Origin of the sequence: Streptococcus sp. SN-1, assembly GCF_041154385.1 — a bacterium.
Classification (GTDB): Bacteria; Bacillota; Bacilli; order Lactobacillales; family Streptococcaceae; genus Streptococcus; species Streptococcus mitis_CT.
Genome location: NZ_AP028929.1, coordinates 306,425 through 320,057 on the forward strand (window position 1 = coordinate 306,425; position 13,633 = coordinate 320,057).

The following is a 13,633-nucleotide window of genomic DNA, read 5'->3' on the forward strand; positions in this document are numbered from 1 at the left end:
GGGGTAGTTTATGACTATCCCTATTAAAATGCCTATGTCTGAAAATGAATTAGCTAAATTCATTACAAGCAATCTCAACAATACACTAGATATCAACGGAGAAACGAGCTTTACAAACTCTTTCTCCATTTCTTTAGAGGCAGAAGATAAGGGAATGTTTTTCATTCCCAATCTTCCTGTTTCCTATGTTTTAGATAAAAATCTGTATTTTAAGATAGCAGATATCTGTTCTGGCATCCTTTACCCTTATAAAACGCTTATGTTACAAAGTAATGCAATTTTTATCCCCTACAAGACAGGTGACCCTAATCTTGCTAGAGGTTTTTTCTTCCCTTGGGTAAATGGTATTCCAACTCGACTAACTATTCCTGATATCCAACATTTTATAAATCAAGAAGTTAGTGAGATTAGGGTTCCGCTCATGTCAAACCAAGTTAGTATCAATCTAAATGATGTTGTTCATTTAGCTATCAGTGGTTCATCTGGTTCAGGAAAAAGTTATTTCCTAGAATACCTTATTCGGTGTATTCGGAAAATAACTGACGATATTGTAGCAGTAGACCCTAAACGTGCCGATATTTATTCTCTAGGTCGTGAATTAAATCTGTCTGTCCTGTCTCCGAAAAGAGGGGCTAACTTAAATAGTTTTATCACAGAAGTAAATGAAATTCTGGGGGATGCTATCAATAAGATTTACGAACGTCAAGAAATACTTTTAGAAAACCCAAAAGCTACATTAAAACGCAAATATATTATCATAGATGAGCTACTTGCTCTTGTTCAGGGTTCTTCAAAACAAGCACGAGATACGTTTGCACAACTATTAGGAACTGTGGCTCTCCTAGGTCGAGCTACCAAAGTTTCACTTATCCTAGTTTCCCAACGTTTTGATGCTACCGCATTTGGAGGAAATCTAGCAGTTAGAGAACAAATTAACTGTTCTATTATTTTGGGAGAGATAAATACTAACACCACTCAGTTTTTATTGCCAAACGCTCATATTGAAAATATTGTTGTTCCTAGCGGAATAGGGACAGGAATTGTCAAATTTAGTGATGGAAAGCATGACAGCAACATCATGCCACTCCTCACCCCATACTATAACAAGAGGTGCTTATGATAAACAAGTATAATCTATTCAAAATCTTATGTATAGGAACTGTAGTAAGCTTTTTCCCTATATTTATACTTATCTTGATTCAACAGAATCTGAACATTGAAATTAATTATCAAAATGTTGTTTTTCTTTTCTATCCTTTGATAATTTTTTCAATACTACTTTTCTCTTTTTTCCTTTATCACTGGTTTAAAAGTGATATAAAATACATGCTCAAAGGATTACGAGCAACCTACGAACTGAGAAAATTTGCCCATTTTGAATCCGATTCTATTCTCGATACTCAAAATAAACAGATTTCTACTCAAAAATCAATCGTCAACAAAGCCAATCGTTCTTTGTTAACCTTATCGATGATTTATACAGAAGATGGGGCTATATTACGGTGGAAAGTTCCAAACAATCACGAAAGTTTCTTGAAAGTACAAGAAATATTCCCTGCTATTAAAGCAAAATTACACACTATAGAACCCGAATTGTTCTTTACCAACATAGCGCCTAGTAACGGTCGTTGGTATCAAGCAACAGGCTCTTACAATTAAAATCGGTGGAAGGACTTTGTCAAAGACAAAAAGTCCTTCCACCATTTTTTTATATTACAAAACTGTGCCAATGATACTACTTACTCTAAATATCCTTAATACTAACAATCCTGCGAGACTGGTCTTGGCATTGTCTCGCATTCAAACTGTGCCAATGTGCCAAAAACAAAACGAAAGGAAATTCTTGAAATGTCTTCAGAGAAAAAAACAAATAAAAAAATCCCTAAACAGCGTGCAATCATGTATACACAACAAATGCGACTAGCTATTTTATCTGATTGGAAAGAAGAAATTGATAGAATCGTTAAGCTATTAGAGCCATTACTCTGGGCAGGCATTTTACATGATAAAGATGTTAATGAAGATGGAGAAACTGTAGAACCCCATATTCATCTCATGATGTATTTCAAACATGCTCGTAGCCCACATAGCATAGCTTGGGAAATTAATGAACGAAATGGTAAGCGTGAAGATTCTCAAATCGAACGATTAGAATTCTTCAAGCATCCTAATAATGGTTTTAGTTATCTTGTTCACCAAACTAAAGATGCTCAAAATAAATATCAGTACCCTATTTCGGAAGTAATAAGTAACTTTGATTTTGCTAAAAAATTAGAAAACATTCGAAAACAAGTAGAGCGAAACCAAAGTAAAAAAGAAGGGGAACTAATACGAGAATATCTAGATATGCTTTATGACGGTTTATTAACTCTAGAAGAGATTGAATCTGAGCTAACGGGAAGTCAATATGCAAAAGCAAGTACGCGACTTAAAGCTGTTGCCGAAAAAAGGCAAGAAAGATTAGGAAGAGAATTCCTGAATCGTATGAAGTATGAACAAAAGACAAAACAAGTAGTCTATATCTATGGTGAGTCTGGACTTGGTAAGACAAGACTGGCTAAGACTTATGCAGAAAATAAAAATACCTCTTATTTTGTAACAGGCTCAAGTCGCGATCCTTTTCAGAGTTATCAAAACCAGGAAACTATCATTATTGACGAACTGCGACCAGATAGCTTTCGATATGATGACCTTTTGAAAATTCTAGACCCTTATAATTTCGATGTTTTCTTACCTTCTAGATATATAGATAAAGCATTAACCGCTGAACTAATCTTCATAACTAGCCCTTACTCACCAAAGGAGTTGTATGATAATTTTCAAACCAGTAAACGAATTGACCGTTTCGACCAGCTAGAACGACGAATACAAACAGCCATACTAGTTGAAAAGGATAATATCTTTTATACACACTATAACAATGAGAGTCGGGAATACGAAAAAGATGACAGCAACTTTTTCACGAACCCCTTTGAGTCTCAGTCAATACATCGTGCTAATAGCTTCTTCACACAGTTTGAAACAACTATTCAAAGAAAGGAATAACAATAATGAACTCAGAACTATTTGAAATTAAAAACCTACTACTAAATCTCTTACAAATCCTACAACAGGAAACCCACATCTTCAATTATTGTGGTCTATATACCCAAAAAGACCTGTTGAATCTCCTTCAAATTTCTCCGAATACATTGAAATCTTGGGAAGAGAAAGGACTAAAACGACTGGAACCACCTATAGAAGGAACCAGAACTGTTTACTATAAACTTGAAAATGTTCTCCAATTCTTAGAGAAATAACATGAATTATGCTAAAATAGAACTGTCTGTTATGTATAGAAAATGTTCTATTTTAGCCTTTTTATTTTATATCCGTATAATGAAAGGGCATTATGACATCTGAAACTATAACTTACAATAACAAAAAAGTTATTAAAAAAACAAATTCAAACGGAGAGGTTAGTTATATTTTACGAGGCCTTTACTTAGGTATCGATGAAAAAACAGGCAAACAAGTAACAACGTCTATAACAGCTAAAACACTACGGCAACTTGACCGTAAAATCCTAACGGCTAGAGTTAATTTTGAAAAAGCAGGTGGAACGAGGAAAGAAGATAAACAATTATCCACTTTTTCTGAACTTGCAGAAGAATGGTTCAATAATTATCAAGTTTGGGTTACTTCTCATAATACAATCAATAGAGTGAAGGGATACGTATATAATTACATCATCCCTGCATTCGGGGATTACATTCCTGAAAAAATCACATCTGCCGATATTCAAAGATGGGTTAACAATCTCGCCCAAAAAGCTAGAACATCGATTGAATCAGGGAAAAAACGTGCTGAAAAAGGTAGTGCAAAAGACTTTGGAGCAGTCACTCACAAACTTAGTGATATTTTCGATTTTGGCATCACACATTTTGGATTAACTAAAAACCCAGTGAAAACTATTAAAATCCCTCCAAAGCCTAAATTAGCTTCTCGTAGAACTATGGTCTTACATGATGAAGAATTAAAAACATGGTTAGCATTCTTAAAAACTTTACCTAATAACAGAGCTAATCGACGATTTATTACCATCTGCAATTCCTTACTCGCTTCTGCATTGCGAATCAATGAACTTCTAGCATTAGAAATAAATGACTTGGATTTCACAAACAATGAAATTATTGTAAATAAAACATTGATGTGGAAAAGTGCCAATAAGAAACTTGGTACTAAAGGATGTATGATTTGTAAACCAACCGCAAAAACCGATTCTGGTAATCGTCAGGTTCCCGTTCCAAGCTCTACTCTCACTGACCTTAGGGATTTCTACACAGAAATGAATAACTATTTCAAAAAACAAGGTCTACCTCAATCCAAGTTAATCTTTCCAACGATTTATGGAAATTATATGTGCGATAGAAACGAACGTGCTACTTTAAAAAAACGACTAACTTCTCTTGGCTTACCTGATTACGGTTTCCATATTTTCAGACATACTCATGCTTCAATGATGTTAAATGCTGGGGCAAACTGGAAAGAACTACAAGTTCGTATGGGACATAAATCTATCAACACAACTATGGATACATACGCCGAGTTAGCACCGAAGAAGAAATTAGAGGCAGTAAATATTTATTTAGATAAAATAGCTGAACTATCTACTTAATCGTCTCTACATTTGTCTCTACATTTTTTCTTCAATAAATTATAAAGCCTTTAAAATAAAGGTTTTGAGGGGTTATATAGAACTCTGTCTACTCCTTACAGATGATAAGTCCGATTTTCAAAGCTTAAACAAGTACCTCTCACAAGAAAATCTCCTAGCAGGAAAGCCTGCTAGGAGATTTTTGATACAGGTAAATTGAGTAGTGAATCTAAATTCTAAATTTCATGGAATTTCATGAGGTAATGAGAGGTTTAGGTCAACTTGATTTCAAAATTTTTAGGTTTAGGGATGACTATTCATATAGAGATAGGTAATTTTTCAAAGATGGTAGTCATATAGAGGACGATAGTTGTTAAGTAATGTTTTAATTGATAATAGTTGCTATTTGATGATGTTTTATGTCAAAGTAAATAAATAGGATTTTTATTTTTGACAAATGATAACATATGATGTAATGATTTTTAGGGAAAAGCTATTTGGAATAAAGGAGTTGCTCAAATAACAATTCAGGATCAAAAATAGACAGTTGAGGAGCGGAGGTGATAAATTAAATTTGCTACTGTATAATGGATTTATCACTAAAAACGCTCCAGGCCATATTTTACACAGCAATAGTCTTATAAAAATGGACATAAGCTATTGTAAAGGCTATCAAAAAGGAGTATAATGAGTGCAAGACATTTCGGAGGTGAAAGATGCTAGAAGTAAGAAGTCTAGAGAAAAGTTTTGGATCCAAGCAAGTTTTGTTTGGTATTGACTTTCAAGCGCGACCAGGTCGTATTTTGGGACTAGTCGGAAAAAACGGTGCTGGGAAAACAACGATTTTCCACAGTATTTTGAAGTTTTTAGAATACCAAGGAGAAATCAGTCTAGATGGTCAGGATATTCGTCAAGAGACCTACGCTCGGATTGGCTATCTGCCTGAAGAACGCAGTCTCATGCCTAAATTGACAGTTCTTGAACAAGTTCGCTACTTGGCGACTCTAAAAGGTATGGATGCCAAGGAGGTCAAGGAAAAACTCCCTCAATGGATGAAGAGGTTGGAAGTGAAAGGGAAGCTGACTGATAAAATCAAGAGTCTGTCAAAAGGAAATCAGCAGAAGATTCAGCTCATTATTACTCTGATTCATGAGCCAGACTTGATTATCTTGGATGAGCCTTTCAGTGGATTGGACCCAGTCAATACAGAATTGCTCAAGCAAGTCATTTTTCAAGAAAAAGAACGTGGGGCAACCATTATCTTTTCTGACCATGTCATGACCAACGTCGAGGAGCTTTGTGACGATATTCTCATGATTCGAGATGGCCGTGTGGTCTTGCATGGACCAGTTCAGGATGTCCGCAATCAATACGGGAAAACGCGTCTCTTTGTTTCAAGTGAACGAAGCAAGGAAGAATTGGAAAACCTTCCTCATGTTAAACAGGTGAGCTTGACCAAACAAGGCAGTTGGAAATTGATCTTGGAGGACGAGAGTGCCGGAAGAGAACTCTTCCCAATCTTGACTCAGGGGCAATATATCGCAACCTTTGATCAACAAGCGCCGACAATCGATGAAATCTTTAAACTAGAATCAGGGGTGGAAGTATGAGAAATATGTGGGTTGTAATGAAGGAAACCTATCTTCGACATGTCAAATCGTGGAGTTTCTTCTTTATGGTGATTTCACCATTCTTGTTTATCGGTCTCTCTGGAGGAATCGGCTATCTCCAAGGCTCTTCTATGGCTCAGAGTGGCAAGATAGCAGTAGTCAGCACTGTTCCAGCTGTGACAGACAGTCTTAAATCTACCAATGGTCTCAATTTTGATTATCAGGATGAAGCAAGTGCTCAAGCTGCTATCAAGGATGAAAAATTAAAAGGCTATCTGACCATTGATCAAGAAGATAGTGTTCTAAAGGCAGTTTATCATGGCGAAACTTCCCTTGAGATTGCTATTAAGCTAGGAGTAACGAGTAAGTTAAATGATCTTCAAGGTCAACTCAATCGTTCGGCAGCTAATTTGTCACAAGAGCAGGAAAAACGCTTGGAGAAAACAGTTAACTTTACGGAGAAAATTGATGAATCCAAGGAAAATAAAAAAATAATTCAAACAATCGCGGCTACAGCGGTTGGTGGCTTTCTCTATATGATTTTAATTACATATGCTAGTGTCACTGCCCAGGAAGTGGCTAGTGAGAAAGGTACTAAAATCATGGAGGTGGTCTTCTCCAGCATTCGAGCCAGTCATTATTTCTATGCTCGTATGCTTGCCTTGTTGCTTGTGATTTTGACCCATATTGGCATTTACGTCGTGGGTGGACTTGCTGCCATTCTTCTCTTTAAAGACCTACCAATCTTGGCACAATCTGGTATTTTAAACCATATAGGAGAGGCTTTCTCGCTCAACACCTTATTGTTTGTCTTGGTTAGCCTCTTTATGTACGTTGTTTTAGCAGCCTTCCTAGGTTCTATGGTTTCTCGTCCTGAGGATGCAGGGAAAGCCTTGTCGCCTTTAATGATTTTGATTCTAGGTGGTTTTTTTGGAGTGACAGCTCTAGGTGCAGCGGGTGACAATCTCATCTTGAAGATTGGTTCATATATTCCCTTTATTTCGACCTTCTTTATGCCATTTAGAACCATTAATGGCTATGCAGGGGGAGTAGAAGCATGGATTTCGCTTGCTATTACAGTGATTTTTGCAGTGGTAGCAACAGGATTTATCGGACGCATGTATGCCAGCCTAGTCCTTCAAACAGATGATTTAGGTCCTTGGAAAACCTTTAAACGTGCCTTATCTTATAAATAGAAGAGCCTCGCGAAAGCGAGGTTTTTTAGAGATAAAAAGAGTGGAATTTAGAAAAATATTTTTCATATCTATTGACTTTTAGGGGTGAAATTTGGTATCATAGTAGGCGGTATTGTTTACCCCATTTGAAAGGCCCCGGAACCTTCCAAATACTTTTCGATGGGAAGGAACACCCATCACCGTAAACAAAAATCGAACTATATATAGGAGAAATCATGAACAAAACAACATTTATGGCTAAACCAGGCCAAGTTGAACGTAAATGGTACGTAGTTGACGCAACTGATGTACCACTTGGACGTCTTTCTGCAGTAGTTGCTAGCGTACTTCGCGGAAAAAACAAACCAACATTTACACCACACACTGATACAGGTGATTTTGTGATTGTTATCAATGCTGAAAAAGTTAAATTGACTGGTAAAAAAGCAACTGATAAAATCTACTACACTCACTCAAACCACCCAGGTGGATTGAAACAAATCTCTGCAGGTGAACTTCGTTCTAAAAATGCAGTACGTTTGATTGAGAAATCAGTTAAAGGTATGCTTCCACACAATACTCTTGGACGCGCTCAAGGTATGAAATTGAAAGTATTTGTTGGAGCTGAGCACACTCACGCTGCACAACAACCAGAAGTTCTTGACATTTCAGGACTTATCTAAGGAAAGGAACAATAAAGTATGTCACAAGCACAATATGCAGGTACTGGACGTCGTAAAAACGCTGTTGCACGCGTTCGCCTTGTTCCAGGAACTGGTAAAATCACTGTTAACAAAAAAGATGTTGAAGAGTACATCCCACACGCTGACCTTCGTCTTGTAATCAACCAACCATTCGCAGTTACTTCAACTGCAGGTTCATACGACGTTTTCGTTAACGTTGTAGGTGGTGGATACGCTGGTCAATCAGGAGCTATCCGTCACGGTATCGCTCGTGCCCTTCTTCAAGTAGACCCAGACTTCCGCGATTCATTGAAACGCGCAGGACTTCTTACACGTGACTCACGTAAAGTTGAACGTAAGAAACCAGGTCTTAAGAAAGCTCGTAAAGCATCACAATTCTCAAAACGTTAATCAATACGATTATATCAACGTTTCAAAGCACTCAAGAGTTTATCTCATGGGTGCTTTTTTTATGTTTTTTGAAAAGTTTACCTCAAAGTTCACCTTATTTTCACCTTATTGATTTAGAGATTCTAAAGCTAATGCACCAACTGCCATAAGAACTACATTAGAACTGTTGATATAAGTCTTTGTTGTAATCGTGTCACTATGCGTTAGTGCTTTATAGATTCCATAGTTTAATCCAGTTTTAGATATTTTATTTTCTCCTTTATTTTATTATTTCTTGAGTATTAGCTTCTCAGCAAAAACGTTGAGAGCAGGTGCGATAGAATTTCCATTCAGCGAAGTATCTGATAAGAAAATAGGGTTGACTGCCTCAACAAGAGCATCTTCTGGAAAGACGGTGGTAGAAGCAGGTGTAATAACGTGGAAGGCACCATGAGTTTCACTATTTAGAATATGTCGTTGCTACTTTCCTTCTTTACCAAAGACATAACGAGGAGCGTTTCATAGTTTTTCGTAGTAAGCTGAACCGATAAATTCTGGTTTCATTTTTAAAGTGTCTGGTATCATAAGTTTTTTCCTTTCTGATTGTAAAATAAAAAGAGTTAAGCTGGTAGCTTCACTCTTGAGTAGTGGTGAGAAGAGAGTTTACGTTTAAACATTATAGTATAGAATTCCACTTCAGCATGAGAAAATCCTGTGATGAGTGATTTCTTTGCTAAAGAATCTAAATCATTCAAAGCTTGAGTATGTAGCTTTGCGATTAGCTTCTCAGATGAACGGAACATTCTATAAGTGAAAAGGTAATTATTATAAAGTCGTTTACATTGTAATGCGAAAAAAGTTTGTCATAGATTTCTCCTTTATTGTAAAGTAAAAAAGCTACTAAGGAATTAGGGATGGCTTAGTAGCTTGAGAGTAAGTCTATCTAATAAGGATAGACAGCAGTAAAGAAAAGTTATTTGGTTGGAAAAAATACTCTTTCCACGGTGGCAACGTTTAGCAAGGTGCTTTGCGTAAATTACCATCGCTTTCCCGGCCAATCTCAAAAGGTAGTCATTATCATACTCCATGGATTCTCTTACGCCCTTTGGCGAAGCCAGTTCACTTTACTATACGGAAAAGTGCGAAAGTCCGAAATGCGTGGAAGCCCACAAGAATGTTTTATATCTTCACTTCAACCATAAAGAGGCTTGACTTTTCTTTCCAAAACATTTATAATAAAGGTACGAAGTTTAGTGTAGTTTTGGCAATCAGTTCTCTGGTTGTCAGACGCACTTTTTATTTAGTTTTCAAAGATCGTGATTTAGCCTTGAAGATAAGGTTATTATTTTCAATTGTTATACAACCATTAGTTGTTAATGTCAACGGTTTTCTGCAAAAATTTAAAATATTTTTTTGAGGTCACATATGGAATTCGTAGAACGCTTGAAAACATTAAGGAAACAAGTACAACTAACACAGGCTCAAATAGCTGAAAAACTAGATATTTCCCAACAAGCATATGCTTCATGGGAACGTGGAACAAAAAAACCGATACAAGAAAATCTTGTTAAGATTGCACAAGTTTTAAATGTGTCCGTTGATTATTTAGTTGGAAACTCAGAAGAAAAATCAGATGAATTAGATAATATTGAATTGCTATTCCGAATGAATTCAAAAGGGCTTACTGACGAAGAAAAAGAAATTTTCAAGAAGGAATTGATTGAGTTTATGGAAGAAAGGAAGAAAGCTTTTGATAGTGAATAATTATAAAATACATTTAGGGATCTAAAAATTAAGCTGAACTGTAGGAAGTTGAGTAGTGAAATAACCTGGTTATCAGGGCGAAGTATCAAAAGATTCTGAATAACCTAGTTTTAAATACAGTGTGAGAATATTGACTTTGTTTTATTCAGAGTTAAATTATGTTGACAATTACATATATAGAGAGAGGATGTTAAAATGAAAATAACAAGATTTACAATCAAAGCATTGCACGGTTTTTTTGATTATGATGTAAATTTAAATGAGGATATAACTTTTCTTTTTGGTGAGAACGGAAGTGGAAAAACAACGGTTTTGAGTATGTTAGACCATGTTATTTCAGGGGAATTGTATAAACTATTTGATTATGAGTTTAAAAATATAACAGTTTTCTTCAAGGAGAACGATATGACTCACTCAGAAGCACAGGATAAAAATAGAGTGGAGGTTCGTTTAAAAAAAAGTAGATGGCAGCAAGTTAAACAATTAATTGTTAAGTTTAAAGAAAAAGATGGGACCATCAAATATGATAGAGATTATGCCAGAGAAATTGATTTTTTTGAGAGTTCATTTGACATAAGACAGAGATTTTTTGATTCTTTTAAGTTAGCAGAAGAAATAAAAGATTGTTTTAATTATTTATTTTTACCACTCAACAGACTAAATTATAAAATTAAAGACCTTGATAATATGGATTTTAGAATGATTAGAAATAAAGCAATGCATAATCCAAATTATGTTTTTAATAACAGTGAGAGTATGCATTCTGTTGAGCAATTAGTAGGCGAATCGGTTTCTCAGATTAATAGTAGTATAAATAAACTGAATACAAAGATGCGACAAGACATTTTAAAATCAGCTCTAGAAATGAGTAGAGACGATGTTGATTTGAATGAATTTTTTAAATATTTTGCAAAAGATGATTTGATTTCAGAATTAGAAGATACTAAGAAGAGATATATTAAGCTTCTTGAGGATTTAAAAACAATAACAACATTAGATCAAAAAGAAGAGTATGATAAATATTTCAATGATTTAATTAATCAAGTACAAAAAAGTGTAAATGCCAGTGAGAAAAATGGGGTTAGGAGGCAGTTGCCAGCTCAATTAATTGGTACTTATGTAGAGTTAATTAGAATTAAAAAACTTATAAAGATTTATGAGAATATTGAAGATAATATTTTAGAATTAAAGACTCCGATTAATGATTTTTTGAAATATACAAATATATTTTTAAAAGATGGAAAAGATGAGAAAGAAATTATAGTTAATTCATTAGGTGAGGTTTTCTTTATAACGAACTATACCAAGGAACCTGTTAGATTAAAGTATCTTTCATCTGGTGAAAAACATATAGTAACCTTGATTTCTAATTTAATATTTAAGGTCGATAGATCTAAGTTTACAATTTTTATCATTGATGAGCCTGAGTTATCATTACATCTAAGTTGGCAAAAAAAGATTGTTGAAACAATTCATGAAATAAATAAAAATATGCAATTAGTTTTTGCGACTCACTCGCCAGAAATTATTGGTAAATACTCATCAAAAGCATTTGAACTAGAAAAACATTATAAGCCTGTTGAGAAATTGGTAGAGAAGATAGATGGTATGGAGGGACTAGATGATTTAGATAACTTCCTTAATGAATTAGAGAGTAATTTGTAACTTCAGGAGAGTATAATGGGTGGTGGATTATCATATAGTGATGCGGGGCTTCGTAATAGAAGTATTTTTTACAGACAAGATATAAATATATATGTCGAAGATACTGGCAAAGAATATGTTTATGAAGAGATATTTAAAAGATTACTAAAAAATGATTACAGAATTGAAACAATACTTCCTTTGGGAGGAAAAACCAATGTATTAAAAGAATATATAATAAAGGGTGAATTTGATAATCGAGGAACGCCCAATATATTTTTAGTAGATGGTGATTTTGATAGGTATATTAGCTATGATGTTGTTGGAAAAGGTGACTTTCCTGAGGAGACAGAAGCTAATTTAGAAGAGTTTGTAAGTAATAAAATTATCAATTCAGATTCAGTTATCTACTTGGAAACATATAATATTGAGAGTTATTATGTAGATGAGAATGCTTCAAAAAAATTTATTAAAGGTATGCTTCGTAAAACTGATATGGAGTTGTCTGTAATTCTGAATTTTGAATGTTGGAAAAATAGAATTGTATCTGAGTCTAAGGATTTATTTCTCTTATATTGCTTTTTAATTAAATATAGAAATTTATATGGTTCCAAATACAATGGGGCTACCTCTAGATTATCAATTTCCACTGTAGATCGACCGCCATTTTTATTTTTAGATTCAAAAACTGGATTTAAAAATGACTCAAACGAGTATGATGAATTAAAAAGAGAAGTTCTTGGTGGACTCAGTGTGGAAAATCCGGGACTTGATCTTGATGAAGAACTGGAAAAAATAAAAAATGATTATGAAAATATAAATGGCAATGACTACTACAATCTAATTTGTGGGAAATTCCTTCTGACGAGTCTCCACAAGTATCTGAAAAATATTTGTGGAAAAGATATTAAATTTCCACAACTTGAATGGAATCTAATTTGTGATTTTGATATTAATAAATTGAATTTCCTAAAAGAGAGGATTGACAGAATAATGATTAATCATTCGGCTAGTGAATAAGTAGACATCCGTCCAATGTCATTAAGTTAAGAAATTCAAATACAATTCTGTATTTGGGTTTCTTTTTTATGTGATAAACTATAGTTAAGGAGGTATTTCGTAAGCGCGTCATAACAAGGTATCTATTATTCATGGAGCTCCTCCTGTATACTATTAGTAAAGTAAAACTATTGGAGGATATTTAAATGCCACAACCTATTGTTCCTGTAGAGCTTAGACAATCTCGTTGTTTTGATTCTAAAAAGAGAAATGATATTCTGCTTAAAATTCGTATTGGCAAGCTTGAACTAAGTTTTTTTCAATCTCTCAATCTCGAAATGATAGAATAGCTTTTGGATAAGGTGTTGCTCTATGACAATTCATCTATCTAGCCTAGGGCAAGTCTATCTCGTATGTGGGAAAACGGATATGAGGCAAGGCATTGATTCACTGGCTTATCTCGTTAAAACCCATTTTGAATTGGATCCTTTCTCAGGTCAAGTCTTTCTCTTTTGTGGTGGACGTAAAGACCGCTTTAAAGCCCTTTACTGGGATGGTCAAGGATTTTGGCTACTTTATAAACGCTTTGAGAATGGTAAACTGACTTGGCCAAGTACAGAAAAGGATGTCAAAGCTCTCACACCTGAACAAGTAGATTGGCTTATGAAGGGCTTTTCTATAACTCCCCAAATAAATTCATCAGAAAGTCGTGATTTCTATTGAAATGAGGAC

The 13,633-nt window shown here is 34.7% G+C and carries 14 protein-coding genes and 2 pseudogenes; 14 read left to right on the top strand and 2 right to left on the bottom strand.

Features of this window, described 5'->3' with window-relative positions; genetic code table 11:
* The first annotated feature begins 10 nt into the window (after positions 1–10).
* The 9 genes from ACAM22_RS01385 to rpsI all read left to right on the top strand — a co-directional run bounded on the left by ACAM22_RS01385 (position 11) and on the right by rpsI (position 8,515).
* Entirely contained in the window at positions 11–1,120 is a 1,110-nt protein-coding gene (locus tag ACAM22_RS01385) for a DUF87 domain-containing protein (protein WP_000154971.1), read from the top strand.
* Positions 1,117–1,659, top strand: a complete 543-nt coding sequence (locus ACAM22_RS01390; RefSeq protein ID WP_261074552.1) for a hypothetical protein — start codon at positions 1,117–1,119, stop codon at positions 1,657–1,659. Before ACAM22_RS01385 ends, ACAM22_RS01390 begins: the two co-directional genes overlap by 4 nt.
* A 189-nt stretch (positions 1,660–1,848) precedes the next feature.
* Positions 1,849–3,045: a Rep family protein gene (locus tag ACAM22_RS01395; RefSeq protein ID WP_153193688.1), complete on the top strand. Its 1,197-nt coding sequence runs from the start codon at positions 1,849–1,851 to the stop codon at positions 3,043–3,045.
* A gap of 5 nt (positions 3,046–3,050) precedes the next feature.
* A complete protein-coding gene (locus tag ACAM22_RS01400; RefSeq protein ID WP_001083626.1) occupies positions 3,051–3,299 on the top strand; it encodes a MerR family transcriptional regulator in 249 nt (82 codons plus the stop codon).
* A gap of 92 nt (positions 3,300–3,391) precedes the next feature.
* Complete coding sequence (locus ACAM22_RS01405) at positions 3,392–4,657, top strand: site-specific integrase (RefSeq protein ID WP_261073153.1); 1,266 nt, start codon at positions 3,392–3,394, stop codon at positions 4,655–4,657.
* Between the two features lie 695 nt (positions 4,658–5,352).
* On the top strand, positions 5,353–6,246 hold the full coding sequence (locus ACAM22_RS01410) for an ABC transporter ATP-binding protein (RefSeq protein WP_000895303.1): 894 nt from the start codon (positions 5,353–5,355) through the stop codon (positions 6,244–6,246).
* On the top strand, positions 6,243–7,442 hold the full coding sequence (locus ACAM22_RS01415) for an ABC transporter permease (RefSeq protein ID WP_261050946.1): 1,200 nt from the start codon (positions 6,243–6,245) through the stop codon (positions 7,440–7,442). Before ACAM22_RS01410 ends, ACAM22_RS01415 begins: the two co-directional genes overlap by 4 nt.
* Before the next feature lie 215 nt (positions 7,443–7,657).
* Complete coding sequence (gene rplM / locus ACAM22_RS01420; RefSeq protein WP_001044624.1) at positions 7,658–8,104, top strand: 50S ribosomal protein L13; 447 nt, start codon at positions 7,658–7,660, stop codon at positions 8,102–8,104.
* A gap of 18 nt (positions 8,105–8,122) precedes the next feature.
* Positions 8,123–8,515, top strand: coding sequence for a 30S ribosomal protein S9 (gene rpsI / locus ACAM22_RS01425; RefSeq protein ID WP_000075964.1), 393 nt, complete (start codon positions 8,123–8,125; stop codon positions 8,513–8,515).
* A gap of 105 nt (positions 8,516–8,620) precedes the next feature.
* On the opposite strand, the pseudogene ACAM22_RS01430 reads toward rpsI, so the two are convergent.
* Positions 8,621–8,734, bottom strand: a pseudogene (locus ACAM22_RS01430) (integrase); the annotation flags it as partial.
* 48 nt (positions 8,735–8,782) lie between these two features.
* A pseudogene (locus ACAM22_RS01435) lies at positions 8,783–9,079 on the bottom strand (cytoplasmic protein).
* 840 nt (positions 9,080–9,919) lie between these two features.
* On the opposite strand from ACAM22_RS01435, the gene ACAM22_RS01440 reads away from it, so the two are divergent.
* From ACAM22_RS01440 to tnpB, 5 genes are all read left to right on the top strand, one after another.
* The gene (locus tag ACAM22_RS01440; protein ID WP_000397427.1) at positions 9,920–10,258 is read left to right on the top strand and encodes a helix-turn-helix domain-containing protein; all 339 of its coding nucleotides are present in this window, start codon (positions 9,920–9,922) and stop codon (positions 10,256–10,258) included.
* A 195-nt stretch (positions 10,259–10,453) separates the two neighbouring features.
* On the top strand, positions 10,454–11,923 hold the full coding sequence (locus ACAM22_RS01445; RefSeq protein WP_000705474.1) for an AAA family ATPase: 1,470 nt from the start codon (positions 10,454–10,456) through the stop codon (positions 11,921–11,923).
* Positions 11,924–11,938: 15 nt separating this feature from the next.
* Positions 11,939–12,922, top strand: a complete 984-nt coding sequence (locus tag ACAM22_RS01450) for a DUF4435 domain-containing protein (RefSeq protein WP_000508732.1) — start codon at positions 11,939–11,941, stop codon at positions 12,920–12,922.
* 185 nt (positions 12,923–13,107) lie between these two features.
* Positions 13,108–13,251 (top strand): hypothetical protein, encoded by a 144-nt coding sequence (locus ACAM22_RS01455; RefSeq protein ID WP_001136126.1) that lies wholly within the window; start codon positions 13,108–13,110, stop codon positions 13,249–13,251.
* Between the two features lie 22 nt (positions 13,252–13,273).
* Positions 13,274–13,624: an IS66 family insertion sequence element accessory protein TnpB gene (tnpB, locus tag ACAM22_RS01460; protein WP_000152345.1), complete on the top strand. Its 351-nt coding sequence runs from the start codon at positions 13,274–13,276 to the stop codon at positions 13,622–13,624.
* Positions 13,625–13,633: the final 9 nt, after the last annotated feature.